15 protein-coding genes and 2 tRNA genes are annotated in these 20388 nt (G+C 43.0%); 12 read left to right on the top strand and 5 right to left on the bottom strand.

All coding sequences use genetic code 11. From position 1 onward, the window contains the following. Positions 1-135: 135 nt before the first annotated feature. A complete protein-coding gene (locus K0O23_RS10945; protein WP_219877451.1) occupies positions 136-1638 on the top strand; it encodes a hypothetical protein in 1503 nt (500 codons plus the stop codon). 111 nt (positions 1639-1749) lie between these two features. On the opposite strand, the gene K0O23_RS10940 is transcribed toward K0O23_RS10945, so the two are convergent. After that, positions 1750-3150, bottom strand: a complete 1401-nt coding sequence (locus K0O23_RS10940; protein WP_219877450.1) for a phage integrase SAM-like domain-containing protein — start codon at positions 3148-3150, stop codon at positions 1750-1752. 194 nt (positions 3151-3344) lie between these two features. Between K0O23_RS10940 and K0O23_RS10935 the strand changes: the two genes are divergently transcribed. The 4 genes from K0O23_RS10935 to K0O23_RS10920 all read left to right on the top strand — a co-directional run bounded on the left by K0O23_RS10935 (position 3345) and on the right by K0O23_RS10920 (position 7209). Beyond that, positions 3345-3421 (top strand) — tRNA-Arg (locus K0O23_RS10935). 372 nt (positions 3422-3793) lie between these two features. Beyond that, positions 3794-4288 carry a hypothetical protein gene (locus K0O23_RS10930; protein WP_219877449.1) on the top strand — a complete coding sequence of 165 codons (495 nt, stop codon included), beginning with the start codon at positions 3794-3796 and terminating at the stop codon, positions 4286-4288. A gap of 366 nt (positions 4289-4654) precedes the next feature. After that, positions 4655-6820: a PAS domain-containing sensor histidine kinase gene (locus K0O23_RS10925; RefSeq protein ID WP_219877448.1), complete on the top strand. Its 2166-nt coding sequence runs from the start codon at positions 4655-4657 to the stop codon at positions 6818-6820. Further along, positions 6817-7209, top strand: a complete 393-nt coding sequence (locus K0O23_RS10920; protein ID WP_219877447.1) for a response regulator — start codon at positions 6817-6819, stop codon at positions 7207-7209. The genes K0O23_RS10925 and K0O23_RS10920 overlap by 4 nt, the downstream gene beginning before the upstream one ends. A 52-nt stretch (positions 7210-7261) precedes the next feature. Here the strand turns inward: K0O23_RS10920 and K0O23_RS10915 are convergent, their stop codons facing one another. Next, positions 7262-8350 carry a PAS domain-containing sensor histidine kinase gene (locus K0O23_RS10915; protein ID WP_219877446.1) on the bottom strand — a complete coding sequence of 363 codons (1089 nt, stop codon included), beginning with the start codon at positions 8348-8350 and terminating at the stop codon, positions 7262-7264. 228 nt (positions 8351-8578) lie between these two features. Between K0O23_RS10915 and K0O23_RS10910 the strand changes: the two genes are divergently transcribed. The 4 genes from K0O23_RS10910 (at position 8579) to K0O23_RS10895 (ending at position 9632) form a co-directional block, all read left to right on the top strand. Further along, a tRNA-Pro gene (locus K0O23_RS10910) sits at positions 8579-8652 on the top strand. Between the two features lie 269 nt (positions 8653-8921). Further along, positions 8922-9203, top strand: coding sequence for a hypothetical protein (locus K0O23_RS10905; protein ID WP_219877445.1), 282 nt, complete (start codon positions 8922-8924; stop codon positions 9201-9203). A gap of 106 nt (positions 9204-9309) precedes the next feature. After that, positions 9310-9549 (top strand): ATP-binding protein, encoded by a 240-nt coding sequence (locus K0O23_RS20490; RefSeq protein WP_219877444.1) that lies wholly within the window; start codon positions 9310-9312, stop codon positions 9547-9549. After that, positions 9477-9632, top strand: a complete 156-nt coding sequence (locus tag K0O23_RS10895; protein ID WP_219877443.1) for an ATP-binding protein — start codon at positions 9477-9479, stop codon at positions 9630-9632. Before K0O23_RS20490 ends, K0O23_RS10895 begins: the two co-directional genes overlap by 73 nt. A gap of 47 nt (positions 9633-9679) precedes the next feature. Here K0O23_RS10895 and K0O23_RS10890 read toward each other — a convergent pair whose 3' ends face one another. Beyond that, entirely contained in the window at positions 9680-10111 is a 432-nt protein-coding gene (locus tag K0O23_RS10890) for a response regulator (RefSeq protein ID WP_219877442.1), read from the bottom strand. Positions 10112-10538: 427 nt separating this feature from the next. Here K0O23_RS10890 and K0O23_RS10885 point away from each other — a divergent pair, with 427 nt between their 5' ends. Beyond that, complete coding sequence (locus K0O23_RS10885; RefSeq protein WP_246597043.1) at positions 10539-10805, top strand: sll1863 family stress response protein; 267 nt, start codon at positions 10539-10541, stop codon at positions 10803-10805. Positions 10806-10866: 61 nt separating this feature from the next. Here the strand turns inward: K0O23_RS10885 and paaN are convergent, their stop codons facing one another. After that, the gene (paaN, locus tag K0O23_RS10880; protein ID WP_219877440.1) at positions 10867-12543 is read right to left on the bottom strand and encodes a phenylacetic acid degradation protein PaaN; all 1677 of its coding nucleotides are present in this window, start codon (positions 12541-12543) and stop codon (positions 10867-10869) included. A 187-nt stretch (positions 12544-12730) separates the two neighbouring features. Here paaN and K0O23_RS10875 point away from each other — a divergent pair, with 187 nt between their 5' ends. Further along, positions 12731-16054, top strand: a complete 3324-nt coding sequence (locus K0O23_RS10875) for a S8 family serine peptidase (RefSeq protein ID WP_219877439.1) — start codon at positions 12731-12733, stop codon at positions 16052-16054. A gap of 370 nt (positions 16055-16424) precedes the next feature. On the opposite strand, the gene K0O23_RS10870 is transcribed toward K0O23_RS10875, so the two are convergent. Then, entirely contained in the window at positions 16425-18704 is a 2280-nt protein-coding gene (locus tag K0O23_RS10870; RefSeq protein WP_219877438.1) for an aconitate hydratase, read from the bottom strand. A 169-nt stretch (positions 18705-18873) separates the two neighbouring features. Here K0O23_RS10870 and K0O23_RS10865 point away from each other — a divergent pair, with 169 nt between their 5' ends. Continuing rightward, positions 18874-20139, top strand: coding sequence for a peroxiredoxin family protein (locus K0O23_RS10865; protein ID WP_219877437.1), 1266 nt, complete (start codon positions 18874-18876; stop codon positions 20137-20139). The last annotated feature ends 249 nt before the right edge of the window (positions 20140-20388 follow it).

Here is a 20388-nt window from a genome sequence, read left to right as displayed (position 1 = left end):
CTTTCACACTGTGGCAGTAGGGGCAGTTTATCTGGATAGTTATCTCGCACATAACTTCCTGTAAACACCCTTGCTGTCATACTTATTCCAATATCATACATTGTAGACCACAACCAAAAATTAAACTAAAACAAGATGATTACACATACACAAAAAGATTTAATAACTGGTAAGTCATGGAATAGCAAAACAGGAAAATGGGTAAAAAGACTTCGAGAAACAGCCAAAGGAAAAGCAAAAGGAAGTACTTACGATAGGAAACTGAATATCATTAAACAAACAAACCCAAACTCCTACAGAAGTTTCGGCTGGCTACCCATCCAAGTAGATATAAATGACTTAGTGGCAGATGCTGCTCAATACTGGAACTATACTCACCCCTTTGATATAGACAAAGCGGTAGCAGTCTTTACCCTAATTATTGTAAAACGGTGCAAAATAGCAGAGTTGAAGAAGCAGAATTACTACTTTGGTGAAGGCTATGTGGGAATTCACTCTGATGATTTCCGAAAGTGGGTTGACCATCACAAATACCCTGACTACCTTCAATTCTTAGAGGATAGGGTATACATAAGGACGTTTAGGACAGCGTTAGACACTAAGTCCTTCATCCATGGTCAGATGCCATGCATGTACAAGATTGCAGATTACAGGCTAAAAAAAGATGGAGATGCCAGGATGTTCTACAAGGTTCCCTATACGACATCTAAAATGCTTGTTAAGGTGTTTAGCTATAAGCAGAACTATAAGCTGACGTTACTTCAACAACAGGTAAGAACAGAACTGGTAGAAAATGTTTATAAAATCACTGAACAATTGGCATCAGATGCATTCACTACTTGGGCTTTGTCTAACCCTAAAAAATTTAAGACTAAGAAAAAAAATGGATTAGAGGAAGCCAACAGAATGATTGTAAAGGTGGAGCAGATGAAAGAGGGCAACTTCACCATCAATCCGTGTGACCATTATTCTGGTAGGTTCCACTCTCCTTTTACCTTCAACAGAAAGTGTATAAGGAACTTCATACGCATAGATGGGGAGCCATCCATAGAAATTGATATAAAAAATAGCCAGTTCTTTCTGTTCAGTCTGTTGCGTAGTAACAGTAAAGAGGTTAAGCCAATTTTGAAAGGTCTGACAGCAGCTAATCCAGGCAAGGATAATCTATCCTTAGTAAAAACTTTGAGTCTAATACAGGACTTCTATGACAGGTATGAAGACGTAAGAACATTCTTGGATGCTTCTGCGGATAACTCAATTTACCAAGTAATGATGTGCCAGTACGGGAAGAAAAAGAAGTTCGTCAAAGACCTTTGCTTTAAAGCACTTTTTAGTGCCGAAGAGCAATGCGTGAAAAGCAAGGAGAAGCTAATGCGGTTTTACCCAAAGGTAGTGGAGTTATGCGAAACTATAAATACACATGGAAGATACCCCCTGCCGAAAATATTGCAAACTCTGGAAAGCAGGGTTTATTTGGACATGGTAGCATTAGAAGCCATTCAGCAAGGTGCATCACCCTTTATCACGATTCATGATGCCTTTTATGTAAAACCCTGTGATGCGCCTTTATTTACTTTCTTGATAGAAGATACCTTTGCTAAATTATGTTTGCCATCTCCTAAGGTAGAGGTCAAGTAGAAAAATGCTTTACAATGTGTTTTTACAAAACAGACCTATGCAACTGTTGCATAGGTCTGTTTTGCTTCCCACTTCCATACTTCCACTTCCAGTAATAAGGTTAGAGATAGGTTATGATGTCTTAGTAAGCAAAGTTTGTTTCTCACGTACCTTCCTCAATAAGTCCTCTGTGGAGTTCTTAATGTATTTCCGAAGTATTTCAGAAGTAGTACTACCAAGCATCAGAAGTACATCTCTCTCAGTATATCCAGCTTGCCAAAGTCGGGTACAAAAGCCTCGTCTGCCTGAGTGACTTGTTATCAATTCCCATTTATAATAGTATTCGACAAACTCTTCTGCCAGCTTTTCCTTACGAATCGCAATTTTCACCTGATTGATTTTATGTTTTTCGAACAGGTCTTTCAGTATCAGTTTGATGTACTTGTTAAACTTTACTTCAGACACCAGGTTGAGTTTATAGTTATAAGTTTTAAGTATTATCTCAATTCGTTCATCTAACAGGAGCGGTATATTATAGTTCCCTTTCGTCTTTTTGGTAATGCCTTGTAGAATCCCGTTCTCAACTTTCCATAGGCTGCGCTTAACATCTGAATACCTTAATCCTGTAAGATTTTGAAAAACACATATATCAATATATTTCACAAATTCTGGTTTAACACTTCTTCTGTGTTCCCAAAGCAGATTAAGTTCTTCACTCGATAGGTAGACTATTTCTTTCTCTTCCTTCAATACTTTGAACTTCTTGTATCCTGAGTTTACAGCAATATTCTGCTCATTTTCACACCACCTCAAGAACCCTTTTAGTTTCTTCACATGGTTACCGAAGTTGTTATTGTAGTAATTATGTTTAGGCGAATAGAGTAAATATTTAGCGTAAGCGTTATAAAAGTTATAATCAAAAGCATCAAATCTCAACGGAGTATTTGTTTCGCTTCCAAATTCCATTAGAGTCTTTGCCCAAGTTTTTAGTTGTTTGATTGTGTTCTTATTCGGTGTTATAAACTTCTTAGGATACTCTTGTAACAGTCGTTTAAACTCCATTTCATCGTAAGACTCAATCTTTACTTCAGTAAGAGTAAATTCCTGCTGCTTAGCGACCAAATCATTTAAAATCTGAGTATGCTTAGCAATAAGTTCTTGTGTCTGTTGTGCAGACAGTAGATTAAATTCATCAACACCATATTGGGTTTCATTACGCTGTGAAGGTTTAGCCTTCAATTTTTCAACTCGTTTAAGATACCGTTCCTTGACAATTTTAAACTCAGGGTTAGTTAAAGAAGCAGCTATATCCTCTACCATTGTCTGAGCAGTTCTTATAGCATTATTAATCGAGTTACAGTTAGGGTAGCTTGGCTTCACAATGCCTTTCTTACTATCGAAAAACTCAGGGTTAACGGTTAACCCCAATCCTATGCCATTAGCTTTTCTTTTATAAGTATAGCGAAGATAAATAGGGGCTAAGCCATCTTTGTTTTTTTGGTTTGTCTGTAAATAAGCTTTTGTAGTAAACATATAGTTATGGAAATAGTGTAATCTCAGTTATTCACATAGAGGCTAACTTTTGACAAAAACACTATACAACATACTATACAACATTTTCAAACACACTGCATGCATACCACCTCATTCATACGCCCTCTTCCTGCACATTTTTGCTTTTAAAATTTCCTTTTTAGCGCATTGTTCCTATTTTTGCAACACGGAAAGCACCCGTAGTTCAATTGGATAGAATATCGGATTTCGGCTCCGAGGGTTAGGGGTTCGAATCCTCTCGGGTGCACCAACAGCAGCAAAGCCCTGTAAGTATAAACTTGCAGGGCTTTTTTATTTAGTTCTGGTTAGATAACATGAGATATAATAGTAAAAGCTTATGAACTAAACAACCTCCAACCTGTTTCTAAATAATAACTAGACCCACATGTCATCAGGCAGTTAACCATTTCAGGTATCTGACCGCAGCCAACTACACTTACCAATATTCTTAGAAATACATAATAATTAAGTACTAAACAAAGTTCTATTAGAAGTTCGTGCAGGCCAAGTGACTGTATAAACCATTAGCTTTAAACAGCCTCTGAAGGCCAAAAAATGCTATAATAATGGTTAAACCTCTGTTACAGCCACACGTATTCTTAGCTATTTTAAATTTTTACCTATGAAAAAATTACTAATAATCCCCACACTACTTTTCCTTTTAACATCGTGCGATAAAGACAACGAAAATGAAATGACTACCCTTAATCAAAAAGCTGAAATAAAGATGCAGATGCAGGGCGAATGGTCTAACAACTATAAATCCGTACACTTTTATAACATGGCCGGAGAAATAGCCCACAAGGATATAGATTCTCTTTACCTGGATGTACGTCATACTTTTGCAGGAGACAACATGCACATCTCGCACCCAACCAGCGGTGGAAAAGAGTCTTTCACGTATGTGGTGCCAGATTCCAGCACAACCAATTATGTAGTACTTTTCAAGAATAATATGCGGGGAGATACTTATGAGATCACCACGATGAACGATACGGCAATGGTTTGGCAGACTACTGTGGATTGGGCCGGTTACAGAGATGTAAATGCCAACGGCGACAGTATTACCGTTACATCCAGGAAAGGTGTTTATACTTACAGATTCAAAAGACTTTAAGTATAAATAGCTTCTGAATTTTAAAAGGTTCTTAGAAAATAACAACCGATAAATCAATAAAAGGAAAGACCCTGCAGTATAAATATGCAGGGTCTTTCCTTTTATTGACATTAAATAAATTCTTATTAAATTCTAATATATTGTTTTATATATACTATTCCTGTAACATTAAAAGACGTTTAGTAGGAAAGGTAGCTTGCCTACAAATTTCTTAAATCCTACTTATTAAAAAATTTCACAATTGTACATATTTCATTGTCTAAGCCATTTTACTTAATTTAATACATAAAGATGTTTTAACATTGTAAAATACGCACTACTAAACTTATACCTATAACAATGGTTTAACTTTAACACCCAGGGACTATGAACATTGCGGAAAAAATGCTAAAATATTCTCCAGATATGTTCTGTTGTATAAACAAGCAGGGGTGCTTTGTAAAGGTAAGTGAGGCAAGCAAAAAAATTCTTGGATACGAGCCTCATCAAATGGAAGGAAAGTCATATACAACCTTTTTACTTCCAGAACATAAAGAAATTTCATTAGCTGCAGAGGCAACAATTGTTAAAGGCAACCCCTTATCTGCTTTCGAAAACAGTTATTTTGCTAAAGATGGCAGAGTAATTCCGCTCAGGTGGACAGCAGAATGGAACGATGAAGAACAGCTCATTTTTTGTTCTGCCCGAGATGCTACGGAACTTGTAAAGGCAAGGCAGCAACTCGACGAAAGTGTACAAAGGTACAAAGCCCTATTCGAGAATAACCCTGACGTAGTTTTCCTGGAAGACAATACGGGCTTAGTAACCGATGTAAATCAGGCTTTCTGCAATACTTTTGGCTTAGATAAAACAGATGTGATAGGTAAACCGGCCTCGGCGTTTCTATCATCTGAAATGGCTGGTGTTAATCTGATGTCCTTTAACGAGGCACTGGCAGGCAGTACCCTCCGGTTTGATATTATACACCAGTCAGCTACCCATGAATCACTTACTTTTGATGCTATAAAATTTCCTGTAATCGCATATGAACAGATTATAGGTGTACAGACAATAGCGAAAGACATCACTGCTATTGTACGCTCTTTTGATACAATAACCCGGCAATCACAAAAGTTAAACACCATATTCGAAAGTATAACCGATGCTTTCATCATGCTGGATGTTAACTGGAAAATTGCTATCATAAACAGCACCGCAGAAAAAATTCTTTGCTTGGATCGTGAAAAGCATATTGGCACAGATTTTAGAGAAATTTATCCGCCAGCCGACTTCGGGGAATTCTATGATCAGTATAATTACGCTATTACCACAGGCAGGTCTGTACATTTCGAAACGCCTTATAAAGAAATGGATTTATGGTTGGAAGTAAAAGCGTTTCCATCTAAAGAGGGTCTGTCGATATACTTCGACGATGTAACTGAAAAAGTAAGGGCAAGGCAGGAACTTGAAAGGCTATCGTTGGTGGCAAGCAAAACAGACAATGGCGTAATTATCACCGATGCTCAGGGGACTACAGAATGGGTAAACGAAGGCTTTACCCGCATGATGGGCTATACCCTTGATGAATTAAAAGGAAAAAAACCGGGACAAGTTCTTCAGGGATTTGAAACTGACCAAGATACAGTACAGGTAATCAGCAAAAAACTTCAACTTGGCCTTCCTTTTAATGCCAAGCTTCTCAACTACACAAAAGCCGGCGACAAGAAATGGGTATCCATTGATATTACGCCTATCCGTAACGAAAGCGGTAAAATTAGCCAGTTTGTAGCTCTACAGCGTGATATCACCTTTAGAATGAAGGCCTTCGAAAAACACAAGCAAATGACACAGGATCTCTACCGGCAAAACAGAGATCTGCAGCAATTTACCTACATCGTTTCGCATAACCTGAGGGCTCCGGTAGCAAATGCGCTTGGTCTTATCAGTATGCTTACAAAGTCCCAAAAAGACACAGACTTATTTGATTATGCCTTTGCTAACCTGAAAAAGAGTGTCGTGCAGATGGACACCGTGCTCCATGATGTGAACCGGATTTTATCAATAAGAGATAAACAGGATGTGATAGATACAGAAATGGTAGAATTACCGGCTGTGTTTAATCAGGCCTACTCTATTCTGCAGGGCGAAATTTTAAGTTGCGGTGGTACGGTTAAAGTAGAAATGGATAAATGCCAGAAGGTAAATACCAACCGCTCATACCTTTACAGTATTTTCTACAACCTACTGTCAAATGCTATTAAGTTTCGCTCTGAGGAAAGAAAACTGCTGATAAAAGTGAAGTGCTTTAAAAACCAGGATGGCAGTACTGTTATCAGTTTTAGCGATAACGGCAAGGGATTTGACACAGCAAAAGCAGGCAATGATGTATTTAAACTCTATAAAAGATTTCATACAGACGCTACTACTAAAGGAAGAGGTATAGGTTTGTTTTTGGTTAAAACGCATGTGGAGGTGATGGGAGGAAAAATAGAAGTCAGGAGCCACATAAACCAAGGAACCGAATTTATGATCTGCATCCCACAAACACCATGAAGACATATAGCATTGACGACGACCACATCAGCAATTTTCTGACCGAGAAAGTTTTAGAAGAAGCTGAGTTTTCGACAGAGATACAGTCCTTCCTCTCAGCAGAGGACGCCCTTAACTTTATAAAACAGGATTATGAAGCCAACGTGCCGGATATAATTTTCCTGGACTTGAATATGCCCATGATGAACGGTTGGGATTTTTTGGATGCTTTGGCTCCTTATAAAGATAATTTGCTGGGCAAATGCCATGTTTACATACTTACTTCATCCCTGGACACCTCAGATACTGCCAGATCTAAAGACTACGACCTGGTATCCGGCTTTATACACAAGCCGCTGACTTTGGAAGATGTACAGGTTATACTTGCAGAAATTGAGGATAAAGCCTAGCCCCTTTATGATGCAGGCGGCGTTTAATGTCGCGTAAGTATAAAGGCATAAATCAACCTTTTGGTATCTCGATGTAAAACGTAGTCCCTTTATTTTCCGCACTCTCAAACCAGATGCTACCTTCATGCCACTCGACTATTGTTTTTATGATAGACATACCGAGGCCTGTAGATGGCTCACCTCTTAAGCCCTGGCGCCTGGCTTTGGTAAACTTATCAAAAAGTTCATCGTGGTATCGTTCTGGAATGCCAATGCCATTGTCTCTGATCGTGATCAGTATCTTACCGTCATTATCGGCAATCTCAGTGTCAATTTCACCGTTGTCGTGGGTAAACTTAATAGCATTTGATATCAGGTTATTGATTACCTGCATAAACTTACTCTGGTCTATATATGCATACATACGACTACCAGAAGTTGTAAGCGTAAACCTCTTACTTATATGGTCTTCCCCTTCTTTATACTGTTCAATTATCTCCCCTATTTTACTGACCAGGTTAACCCTTCTTTTTACCAGCCCTGCATTAGATGACTCCAGAAACTCCTGCTGTACAAAGTCACGTATCAAATGAATGCTTCTGGCACTGCTTTCGCCAATGATCCGGATAATATTTTTCACTTCCTCATTCTTATACTCTTTCGTACTCTCTGACAGGAAACCGGCTAGAGCCTGAATATTAGCCAATGGGCCAGCCAGGTCATGCGACAGGATCTCCAGAACAGAGTTCTTTTTTGCTGCAAACTTCTCCAGATTCCTGATATCGTCCTTTAGTACGGTAATATCTTCTACAAGTCCTGCAATGTATTGTTTCCCATCCCGATCTGTTATAAGCTGGGGGTTAAGCAACAACCACCTAAATGACTTATCAGGTAAAACTATACGAAACTCAATATCTTTTTTTAAGATCCCGCTTAAGAGCTCCTGGTATTCTTTTGTGATGTAATCCTTATCTTCGGGGTGTACAGTATCCAGCAACAGGGAAGGCTTCGCAATGATACTTTCCCGGGTGCGGTTCCAGATAAGATTAAAGGCTTCGTTCAGGAAAGAGACCGATGCAGTTTCTGTGTCATAGGCAAAAAGAACTTTATTTGTTCTCCTGATCAGCTTTTTAAAAATCTCGTAACCGCTGCTTTCTTCCATTTATATATATCAATAATTTCTATACACCTCATTACTTTAAACACCCCTACAATGTTATAAGGGTTTACTGTAAGTATCCGGAATCGTAGTATGGCAGATTCTCACAAAAACAGGACCTATATACTTTACCACACTTTATACTTATAACAGCAGGCAATACACCTCTGATCATGTTACAGTAAAAAACTTTGTAATTTTAATGCGGTACTTTATTTTGCCTATACTTTTCGGGGTGTAGCGTAGCCTGGTATCGCGCCAGCATGGGGTGCTGGAGGCCGTGGGTTCGAATCCCGCCACTCCGACGTAAAGGTTCTGGGTTAGTGCTCAGAGCCTTTCTGTTTATATACCTGCTCCTGTAACTGCACTCTAATAGCCTCAGCAGTTAAAATCAGGAAATATACCACGACATTTAACTTTAAAGTTTTATATCCTTTCCACCTACATGCCTGGTTATCAAATTAACTACCATCATTAGCCTTTGTATAAATCCCCTGTTATTCCCCCTAATTTTTATACCCGGCTTAATACTCAACTCCAACAATCCAACACTGAGATCGGAGAACTGTTAACAGTGCGCGATAAAAAAAAGAACAAGTTGTTACAGAAGATAAATGATGAGTTGGATAACTTTGCGCGCACCGTGTCGCATGACCTGCGTTCGCAACTAGAGAACGTTAATGGCTTAACCACAGCGCTGGAGGCATGCATAGACAGCAACCACCTGGAGGAAGCTGTGCAGCTGCTACCTATGCTTAATGAGCAAACCTTTAAAAAGGACAGGCATATTACTGGCAAATGGCATATTGGCTCACTCACTGGCAGGGCACTACGAGATCAGACGCCGGTTTGTTGATATGACTGTGCTGTTACACCAAATCACTTCCTCACTTCGTGTTCCTGCAACCTTTGTGATAGACATACAGCCTGGCATACTTAACTTGTAAACCCAGGAAATATATATGCAGCAGGTGTTAAGCAACCTGATTCGCAACATCATTAAGTATCACGACGATCCAGAGCACGCTGTAATCAGGATAAAGTGTGAGAAGCACCCGGACAGGCTTTTGTTTTCTGTGGAAGACAATGGGCCAGGCATTTCGCAGAATATCAGCAGCATATTTTTGACATGTTTGAGCGCGACCTGTACAATCAGCGGGAAGACAGTACAGGCCTTGGCCTGTCTATCGTTAAAAAGATAGTAACTGAAAAGGGCGGCAATGTTTGGCTGGAGTCGCAGGGCCGTGGCAGCAAGTTTTATTTACGTGGCCTGCTGACCTGGTAAAGGAAGAAGACAAATAAAACGGGCTACTGAGCAGCCCGTTTTATTTATTATGCTTTTGAGGAAAAATACTCGCTCATTATTTGGCGGATATCGTGCTTGGTTAGCGCCTTTGAGAAATGCTGTTTTACTTTGCGGTAGTTTCTCAGCCTTTCAAGGTCGTAGAAGCTGGCAGATGAGGTTAGCATAAGTATAATAACCTTATCCGACATATCTAATCCCTCCTTCTGGTAAGCGTCCAGAAAAGAAAAACCATCCATCACAGGCATCTTAATATCAAGAAAAATAAGGTCAGGTAACTCTAGTCCTTCATTACCTGCTTCAGCAGCTTTCAAGTAATCAATCGCCTCTCTGCCGTTATTCATGATGACTATTTGCTTGGCAACCTGCATTTCCTTCAGCAGGCGTTCGTTTAAATAGTTTGTAGTGCTGTCATCATCAACTAACATCACCAGATCAAGCGGCTCCTTATAAATATCCATAGCTGTGCTTTCGATTTTCCTGATATAGCTTCACAATGTTACCAATAGTTGTACTATATCTGTTTAACGCCTGCAAATATCATCTTTTATTAGCTGGAATTAAATTAATACAAAAACTAATAGCATTTAACTTAGTATCAGCATGATAAAGTCTATAGTATACCAAACTGCATATCAATGAAAATATTACCTGTTTAAACAAGAGTTTTAAGCCTGCTGCCCCACCCTGCAACTTTGTTTAAAACTTATCCTTGTCATCCTGCTCTTTGCCTATTGCAGTGCCGCAGATATAGCTAGACATACTTTATTTACTATATCCTTTTTAAGCTTTTATCTGTATTTAGAGTATGGTTTGCCCAATCGGGCATTAATTCGAGCTTAAGAAAGTATAATAGTTATGGATACATACCACTTAAACCCTGAGCACATGAGAGCCCCTGACCACCTGACCAGAGAAGAAGTACAGAAGAGCCTTGCTGAGCTGGACAGTAAAATAAAGACGCTTCGTGGGCGCGTAAATGCAACTACTGCAGACTCTAACCATACTTACCACGAGCATATTGCTGCTCTGGAACGTAAACGTGAGTTAATTGCAGAAAAGCTAAATGACTCTGAAGACAGCCAAAACAAGTGGAAAGACCTCAAGAGCGGCTTGGATAACCTGAAGGATGATATAGGAAAACTATTCAGCTGATAAAACAAAAAATGCCGTTAACAGATGCTAACGGCATTTTTTATACTTTATACTTTTATACTTAGCCTGCAACCGGCTCACGGAAGCCCACCCAGGTAAAACGCTTGATCACAAATTCAGGGTTGGTGAAGGACGCATTACCAGCAGGGTTGCCGCCAGTTACATGAAAATCAGAGAAGCTTGCATTCTGATTCACGAAAATACCCCCGGTCAGGTTAAAGGATACCGGCGTACCGGCAAGGCCCATCTCGTCCATTATCTTTTCCTTTATCTCCGGATTTGTAGTATAGGCACCGCATGAGATTGCGCCATAGTTCATCGCCATTTCTTTAGCCAATTCAATAGACTGATTTGTGTCTTTAGTTTTGATCACCAGCATGATCGGGCCAAACAACTCGCGGCTGTAGCTTTCTTTCTCAGTGGCGTCTACCTCATAAATTACCGGTGTGCAGGTGCGGGCATTGGCAAACATCGGGTTAGCAAGTTCACAAGTACTCAGTACTTCTTTGCCTTTAATAGAGGATGCATCTTTTACACGCTCGGTTGTAGCTGGGTTTTGGATAGCTCCCAGAATATGCGGTCCTGCTTTCGGGTTATTAACCAGTCCGGATACGGCATCAGATATCTTTTTAACCACCTCATCAAAAGAAATAGTATCACCGGCAGCAGTTTTAACACCGCCTTCCGGTATAAAGAAGTTCTGTGGAGCTGTGCACATCTGGCCAGAGTATAAGCTTACCGAAAATGCCAGGTTTTGAGCCACTTTATCCATGTCCTCTACAGAGTCGATGATAATAGAGTTAACACCAGTCTTTTCTGTAAACGTAGTTTTGCCTGGCAGGCTCTCTACATAATTACCGAATTCAGTGCCACCGGTGTAGTCAATCAGCTTTACTTTCGGGTTTTCAGCCAGTTCCTTCGTGATCAGGTGGTCATCGGCATCTACTGCCAACTGGCAGATGTTCGGGTTAAGACCGTTTTCCTTCAGCACCTTTTGCACCTCGGCTACCACAATGGCAATCGGCAGCACAGCTTTAGGATGTGGCTTTACAATAACAGGGTTACCTGTAACCAAGCTTGCATACATGCCCGGCACGGTGTTCCAGGTAGGGAAGGTAGAGCAGCCGATTACCAGGGCAACGCCTTTTGGTACGGCTTTCCATGTCTTGTTCAGTTTCAGGTTATACTTGCCCATCGGCTTTTCCCACTCGGCTGTCTCCGGGAAACGGGTTTGCTCTTCAAAGCCTGCAGCCACTGCCTCCAGTGCTCTATCAGCAGCATGCGGACCCGATGCCTGGAACGACATCATATACGCCTGGCCTGTTGTGTGCATCGTAGCATAAGCAATCTCGAAGAAACGCTCCTTCATGCGCTCCAACGACTCTACAAGTATAGCCGCGCGATCTGCAGGCTTTACCTTGCGCCACTGGTGGTAAGCTTCTTCTGCTCTGCTTACGAGGGTTTCTGGTGCAAAGTATGGGTATTTAATATTAAGGGGCTGCTGCTCGAAAGGAGATTCCTCCTGCCCTACCCATTGCTCCGGGTCTTGCTGCAGCAGTTCGCTGAACTTTTCATTAAGGTATGATTTATACTTTTCACGGCCATCCTTATCAGCATTTTCGCCGTAGATCTCAGGCGATGGGTTCTCAGGATAATGCGCAAAAAAAGTTCTTTCGTGAAGGGCCTTTATAGCCGAGTTCAGGGCATCTTGATGCTTGTTAAGCAGGTCCAGTTTCATAGTTTGAATATTATATATAATTATTTTACTATATTTTTCGACTTTATTCTGGAAAGTTACGTAAAAATAATTAATGGTTTGATGGAGGTAGTAATTTTCATGACTAACTTTGAGTATCAATTAGCCCCATCTGCCAACGCGCGAGTCTATCTTAATTTTAACAAGAAACCCTAAAGCCCTTGATGAAATGTTTACAGACAACCCGATGCTGAGGCGGATACTTTTATTTGCTTCTGCAGTTGCACTACTAGCCTCCTTCAGCTATCAGGTTCATGCCCAGCGTCAGCTTATTGGCTCCGACACCAGGCCTTATACTTTAGTTTATAAACTAAAGCAGGCACCTCTCAATGGCCGTGTTACAGATGCCCCGCTAAAGGAGGCATTGCAAAAGATAGGCGCCCAAGGCACTAAACGCAAATTTCCGGATTCTGCTGTACAGGCCAATGCCCGCAGAGCTACCGCACCTGAAATCACCAGAATCTATGAATTAACTTATTCTCCGACGCTAAGTTTCGAAAAAGTTAAAAATGTGCTGCTTGCCACAGGCCTGGTAGAGTATGTAGAGCCGCTGTACGAGCGTGTCCCCTTCCATCAGCCCAATGACCCTGCCGCCGACTCAACCAAAACTACCCAGTATTACCTAAAGCTGATCGGTGCTTACGAGAGCTGGGCAGTAGAGAAAGGAGATACCAACGTGGTAATAGGCATATTGGATACCGGCTTCCGGCTTACGCACCAGGACCTGGCAAAGAAAGTAAAGTATAACTACAAAGACCCTGTTGATGGCATCGACAATGACGGCGACGGGTATATTGACAATCATGCAGGCTGGGATTTTGCCGACCAGGACAACAATGTGTTTGACGACACACGTTATGCCGGCCACGGCACAAACGTGGTGGGTGTAGCCGCCGCAGCAGCTAATAATAACGTTGGGCTTGCAGGGGTTGGGTACAATATTAAATTCATGCCGCTCAAGGTTTTCACATCAACATCGTCGGGTGGCTTTGGCGGATACGAGGCCATTGTATATGCCGCTAACAAAGGTTGTAGCGTTATTAACCTGTCGTGGGGCGGCGAGGGCTACTCACAGTATGAGCAGGACATCATTAACTACGCAGTGCTGGACAAAAATGTAGTGGTAGTAGCATCAGGAGGCAACACAGCTGGTAACATCAATTTTTACCCGGCCTCCTACGCAAATGTGCTTTCTGTAGGCGGAACCGATGCTAAAGACATTAAATTCTCTTCTTACACACACAGCTATAACATTGATATCGCAGCTCCAAGCCGGGGCATTTATACAACAGCCTTCGGGTCTAACGAGGCTTATGGCAACGGCAATGGCACTTCATTTGGATCTCCGATGGTTGCAGCCTGCGCTGCGCTGGTAAGGTCCAGATACCCGGACATGAATGCCAGGCAAGTAATGGAACTACTACGGGTGAGTACCGACGATATTTATACTTTACCCGAAAACCAGCCATTCCTCGAAATGCTCGGTAGAGGGCGTATTAATCTTAAAAAAGCCCTGAAGCAACAAGGTCTTAAGTCTGTTAGAAGCACTAAGTTTGAGTTGGCAGGTAAATACGTGCCTCCAGCAGGTGCCTCCGCAGGTATAAAAGCAGACTTTACAAACTTCTTATCGCCAACCTCCAGTCTCGAGATCACCCTTACATCACCGTCTCCTTATGTTACCATCACCAGCAACAAGCTTATACTTGGTGCAATGGGTAGTATGGCATCTGTTAATGCCGGCACTGAACCTACTTTTAGTTTTAAGATTTCAGATGATGCCCCGGCTAACCACCTCGCGGTGTTCAGGCTGAGCTTTAAAGATGGTAGCTACGAAGATTTTCAGAACTTTGTGATAAAAGTTAACCCGGATATTCTAACATTGGATGCCAATAACCTGAAAGTATCTCTTAACAGTAAAGGCAACCTGGGTTACAACGGTTTTAAATTTAACGAGGGGGAAGGCGTACGGTATAAAGGCGGCAGTCCCATGCTCTTTGAGGGCGGCCTGCTTGTAGCTGTTTCCAACACGCGGGTATCAGATAACCTGAGGTCTAAGATGTGGGAAAACGACGGAGACTTTATTCCAACCAGCATTACAAAACGCCACCTGAACACTCCGCTTGCCACGCAGGAGATCCGCAACGTAATGCACGACAACCACAATACCCCAAACGAGCCAAATGTAGGAATACAAGTTAAACAGATTACCTATGCCTGGAACACTCCTGGCCACGAAGATTATGTGGTGCTGGAGTATCACATTAAAAACACCAGCTCAGAGAACTTTGAAACCCTGCATGCCGGCTTGTTCGCTGACTGGGATATTGGGGAATATTACCTGAATGCCGCTAATTGGGACGACGAAACGGAACTAGGTTATGTACACCATGTTTCTTCAGCCAGTTTACCGTATGCCGGCATAAAACTGCTTTCAGGTACAAATCCCAGCTACTATGCCATTGATAACATAGGCGCCCAGAATGATGACCTGGTTATTGAGGATAATTTCACCTCAGAGGAAAAGTATAAAACACTGGCAAACGGTATTGCCCGCAAAGCGGCAGGTGGCCAGACAGGTAACAATGTATCGCATGTGGTTGGGGCCAAAGTAACGAACCTGGCCCCCGGCGAAACCAGGATTGTTGCCTTTGCCCTGCTCGCTGCAAATAATCTGAACAGCTTAAAAACGCATGCACGCGCTGCCCATCAAAAATACATTAGCTTCAGAACCAGCCAGTTGCCTGTTGCTTTGGCAGATACTGCATGCGTGGGCCAAAGTATAAACTGGAAACCTCGGAATGGGCAGCGGTTCAACTTCTATGCCGATCAGCAGAAAACCACCCCGCTTGGCAGCGGAAACTCCTATACTTTAGAAAAGCTTAACCAGCAAACAACTATTTATGCAGCCGGCATAGACTCTGTATTTGAGAGTGCTGCTGTGCCTGGCACTTTCTCTTTGCCTAAAACGCCGGTAGCGGATTTTGATATTCAGGAAGAAATTTATGCCGGATCTCCGGTTACCTTTATCAACAAAAGTATAAATGCGAAAGACTGGCGCTGGGATTTCGATATAGTTGCCCCCTTCACAGAGAAAGACCTAACCTATACTTTTGAACAACCCGGCAATTATAACATTACCCTTACTGTGGCAGACCGGTTTAACTGCACAGAAGTATCTGTAACTAAAGTGGTAGAAGTAAAAGCCGCCAAACCTACCGCTCTGCCTAATGCCTTAGCCAGCCAACTGCAACTTTATCCAAATCCGACAACTGGTTTGCTGCATTTAAAACTGGAGGGTACCGGTTTTCAAAGTAAAGGCCTTAAAGTAGCCATAACAGATGTACTGGGTAAAACAGTAGAAGCAAATGTAACAGGCGGAGATGCTGGTGCAGTTGTTACAGACATTTCTAAACTGGCAGCAGGCGTGTACTTGGCCCGTATTAGCTTCGAAGGTATGAGTGTAGTAAAGCGGATTGTGGTTTCAAAGCCTTAATATAAGACCCAAGTTGTGAGCTACTAACTCTATGCAGGTGCAAACCCACCCTTACCCATCCTCGGAGCAGGGCCGTTTCATTCTGATAAAAAGAGGTCAAAAACTTCTGTCATCCTGAAAGGATCTTGGTTGCTGGGAGGATAGCTTAACCTCCCAGCAACCAAGTTTCTTTACAGAATGACAGAATAAAAGAGAATGAAACGGCCCTGCTCCCAAGAGGGGAATTTCGCAAAAGAGCATTGATTCCCCTCCTCGGAGGAGTTAGGGATGGTTTAATCGCAACTGAAAGTATAAACTACTCTAAAACTATACGCAAACAAAAAGGCCTCTCTGAAAACAGAGAGGCCTTTTAAATTTATGCTTTCAGCAATTAGGCGTTAGCGGCCTGCTTTTGCTGTAAACGGATCAGGTTAAGGGCAGAACCAGCCTTAAACCAGGCAATCTGGCCTTCGTTGTACGTATGGTTCACTGTAAAGCTGTCCTGGCTGCCGTCTGAGTGTGTTAACACCACTTTAAGCGGCTGGCCTGGTGTGAAGTTCTCCAGACCCAGGATATCGATCGTGTCGTTTTCTTCGATCAGGTCGTAATCAGCTTTGTTGGCAAACGTAAGCGCCAGCATACCCTGCTTTTTCAGGTTAGTTTCGTGGATACGCGCGAAAGATTTCACGATAACTGCACGAACACCCAGGAAACGTGGCTCCATGGCAGCGTGCTCACGAGAAGAGCCTTCACCGTAGTTTTCGTCGCCTACTACTACTGTTCCAATTCCCTGTGCTTTGTAGTTACGTGCTGTAGCTGGTACTGCATCGTAGCCGCGTGTCATAGAGTTGTATACCTTGTTTGCCTCACCGTTAAAAGCATTGATGGCACCGATCAACATGTTGTTAGAGATGTTGTCCAGGTGACCACGATACTTCAACCATGGGCCAGCCATTGAGATATGGTCAGTAGTACACTTGCCTTGTGCTTTGATAAGAAGCTTCAAACCTTTCAGGTCTGTACCTTCCCATGGCTTAAAGCCTTCCAGCAACTGCAGTCGGTCAGACTTAGGGTCAACCACAACCTCTACGCTGCTTCCGTCTTCAGCTGGAGCCACATAACCGGCATCTTCTACAGCAAAGCCATTAACTGGCAACTCGATACCTTTTGGCTCGTCAAGCTTTACCTGCTTGCCGTCTTTGTTTGTTAAGGTATCAGTAAGCGGGTTAAACGTAAGATCACCGGCAATTGCGAAAGCAGTTACGATCTCTGGCGATGCCACGAACGCGTGTGTGTTCGGGTTACCATCGTTACGCTTGGCAAAGTTACGGTTGAATGACGTGATGATAGAGTTCTTACGAGTCGGATCGTCTGTATGACGTGCCCACTGGCCGATGCACGGACCGCAAGCGTTAGCCAACACAACACCACCCATCTGCGCGAATGTATCTAACAAGCCATCGCGGGCAGTAGTATAGCGTACCAGTTCAGAACCTGGCGTGATAGTGAATTCAGCCTTAGCCTCCAGGTTCTTAGATACAGCCTGCTCAGCAATAGACGCAGAACGTGTGATATCCTCGTAAGATGAGTTGGTACAAGAACCGATTAAGCCTACCTCTAATTTAGCTGGCCAGTTGTGCTCTTTTACAACAGCAGCAAACTGAGAAATTGGCCATGCCGCATCGGGCGTGAATGGTCCGTTTACGTGTGGTTCTAGTGTGTTAAGGTCAATCTCGATCAGTTGGTCATAGAAAGCAGCCGGGTCAGCGTATACTTCATCGTCAGCGCGTAGCAGGTGTGCTACTTCGTCGGCAAGTTCTACTACTTCTTCGCGCTTAGTAGCGTTTAAGTATGCGCGCATGCTGTTATCGTAAGCAAATACAGAGGTAGTTGCACCGATCTCGGCACCCATGTTACAGATGGTACCTTTACCAGTACAAGACATAGACTCTGCACCATCACCGAAGTACTCCACGATAGCACCCGTACCACCTTTTACAGTAAGTATACCAGCCACTTTCAGGATAACATCTTTCGGAGAAGTCCAGCCGCTCATTTTGCCAGTCAGCTTCACACCGATCACTTTCGGGAATTTAAGCTCCCAAGGCATTCCAGCCATTACGTCTACGGCATCAGCACCACCAACTCCGATCGCGATCATACCCAAACCACCGGCATTTGGCGTGTGAGAGTCTGTTCCGATCATCATACCACCCGGGAAAGCGTAGTTCTCCAGCACTACCTGGTGAATGATACCCGCGCCTGGCTTCCAGAAACCGATACCATACTTGTTAGATACAGAAGCAAGGAAATCGTAAACTTCTTTGTTTTCAGTATAAGCGTCCTGCAAGTCAGCGTCAGCGCCTACGCGTGCCTGAATAAGGTGGTCGCAATGCACTGTAGAAGGTACTGCTGCCTGCGCCTTACCCGCCTGCATGAACTGAAGCAAGGCCATCTGTGCCGTCGCATCCTGCATAGCTACCCTGTCCGGAGCGAAATCTACGTAAGATTGACCACGCTCGTGTGCTCCTGTAGCCGGGCCTTCGTAAAGGTGAGCATACAGGATCTTTTCTGTCAGGGTAAGCGGTCTGCCAACCTTTGTGCGGGCAGCAGATATGCGCTCTTCCATGCCGGCATAAACTGCCTTGATCATTTCTAAATCAAATGCCATAGTTTTGCTATTCTTAACGTTTTTAATTCTTCTTGTTGAAGTTTACAAATGTACAAATCAATGGGGTTCAGAACAACATTCGTCAGGATGAATATACTGTGTGTCTAATCTAACACACTTGTATCCTACATTTGTAGTTTTTACTAGCCTTAACCCCTAACTTTGCTGTATGAACAGATACCTTTCTAATACCCCTGCCAGGCTGATTTTGTTTTTGGCGTTGGCATTGACTCAGGTTATAACCTCCTGTACTTCTTCCACATCTACGGATAATACGATAAAGGCGGGCCCATGGCGTGTGGCTTTGCAAGCCCAGGGCCAGGATATTCCCTTTATCATGGAGGCCGAAGCAAAAGGCGACAGTACCGTATTATACCTGATAAATGGCGAAGAGCGCATTCTGGTGGATGATATCAAAACAGTAGGCGATTCGGTAAAGATCAGGCTACATATTTTTGATGCCGACCTGATCGCGAAAGTAAACGGCGATAAGATGGCCGGACGCTTTACCCGCAACGACCTGGATAAGCGCTACTCTGTCCCTTTCACGGCAGAGCATGGCAAGACCAATCGCTTTAAAGAAAAGCCGGCCCCAGCCACTTATGATTTTAACGGGAAGTGGGAAGTGACCTTCACGAAAAAAGACGGCAAAACCTACCCTGCCATTGGCGTTTTCGAGCAAAAAGACAATTATGTAACCGGCACTTTCCTGACCGAGACGGGTGATTACCGCTACCTTGAAGGACAGGTAGAGGGCAACCAACTCAAACTATCGACTTTTGACGGTAACCATGATTACCTGTTCACGGCTACACCGGCTGCGGAGAACACGCTAAAAGGTGAGTATTTTGCCGGCCTCTACGACTACGAAACCTGGACAGCCAAACGCAACGAGAATGCCGAACTGGTCAAGGCAGATGAGCTAACTTACCTGAAGCCGGGTTACGAGTCACTGGAGTTCACGTTCCCGGATGTAAACGGTAAGCAGGTATCGCTGTCTGATGACAAGTATAAAGGCAAAGTGGTGCTGGTGCAATTGCTAGGTTCGTGGTGCCCTAACTGCATGGACGAGACCAAGTTCCTGGCGCCATACTATGCAAAGAACAAAGACCGTGGTCTGGAGATAATAGGCTTAGGCTTCGAGAGAACCCCAGGATACGAACAGGCCGTGCCAAGGCTGAAACGCATGCAGGAACGTTTCGATATTGAGTATGACCTGCTTTATGGTGGTGTAGCGGACAAAGAAGTGGCTGCCAAAGCACTTCCGGCCCTGAACCACGTACTTTCCTTCCCGACAACTATCTTTATTGGCCGCGACGGTAAAGTGCGCAAGATACACACCGGTTTCTCAGGCCCCGGCACTGGCAAATACTACGAAGAATGGGTAGCAGATTTTAACAAGACGATGGATCAACTGCTGGCGGAGAAAATTTAATTGTTGATTGTTAGTTGCTGATTGTTGGATTGGCAGAAGTATAAAGGGAAGGCCGCTACTTTAAAAGTAGCGGCCTTTTTTGTTTTGCAGTCACGGGTCCAACCACCCCTAACCCCTCCTTATCTAAGGCGGGGAACTCCGGTTCTACATTAGCAAAAGTATAAGCTATGTTGCTTAAGCTTAACCTCCCATCAACCAAGATTCTTCCAGAATGACAATAAGGGAATACTACAGCTATTATGACGTCAG

The organism is Pontibacter aydingkolensis (genome assembly GCF_019443125.1).
GTDB lineage: Bacteria > Bacteroidota > Bacteroidia > Cytophagales > Hymenobacteraceae > Pontibacter > Pontibacter aydingkolensis.
Note: the sequence above shows the minus strand (reverse complement) of the source record. Positions and strands in the feature narration are given on the sequence as shown.

Coding starts and splice junctions, on each gene's coding strand:
- K0O23_RS10945 (WP_219877451.1), top strand. CDS start 136: ATGATTACACATACACAAAAAGATTTAATAACTGGTAAGTCATGGAAT.
- K0O23_RS10940 (WP_219877450.1), bottom strand. CDS start 3,150: ATGTTTACTACAAAAGCTTATTTACAGACAAACCAAAAAAACAAAGAT.
- K0O23_RS10930 (WP_219877449.1), top strand. CDS start 3,794: ATGAAAAAATTACTAATAATCCCCACACTACTTTTCCTTTTAACATCG.
- K0O23_RS10925 (WP_219877448.1), top strand. CDS start 4,655: ATGAACATTGCGGAAAAAATGCTAAAATATTCTCCAGATATGTTCTGT.
- K0O23_RS10920 (WP_219877447.1), top strand. CDS start 6,817: ATGAAGACATATAGCATTGACGACGACCACATCAGCAATTTTCTGACC.
- K0O23_RS10915 (WP_219877446.1), bottom strand. CDS start 8,350: ATGGAAGAAAGCAGCGGTTACGAGATTTTTAAAAAGCTGATCAGGAGA.
- K0O23_RS20490 (WP_219877444.1), top strand. CDS start 9,310: ATGCAGCAGGTGTTAAGCAACCTGATTCGCAACATCATTAAGTATCAC.
- K0O23_RS10895 (WP_219877443.1), top strand. CDS start 9,477: ATGTTTGAGCGCGACCTGTACAATCAGCGGGAAGACAGTACAGGCCTT.
- K0O23_RS10890 (WP_219877442.1), bottom strand. CDS start 10,111: ATGGATATTTATAAGGAGCCGCTTGATCTGGTGATGTTAGTTGATGAT.
- K0O23_RS10885 (WP_246597043.1), top strand. CDS start 10,539: ATGAGAGCCCCTGACCACCTGACCAGAGAAGAAGTACAGAAGAGCCTT.
- paaN (WP_219877440.1), bottom strand. CDS start 12,543: ATGAAACTGGACCTGCTTAACAAGCATCAAGATGCCCTGAACTCGGCT.
- K0O23_RS10875 (WP_219877439.1), top strand. CDS start 12,731: ATGTTTACAGACAACCCGATGCTGAGGCGGATACTTTTATTTGCTTCT.
- K0O23_RS10870 (WP_219877438.1), bottom strand. CDS start 18,704: ATGGCATTTGATTTAGAAATGATCAAGGCAGTTTATGCCGGCATGGAA.
- K0O23_RS10865 (WP_219877437.1), top strand. CDS start 18,874: ATGAACAGATACCTTTCTAATACCCCTGCCAGGCTGATTTTGTTTTTG.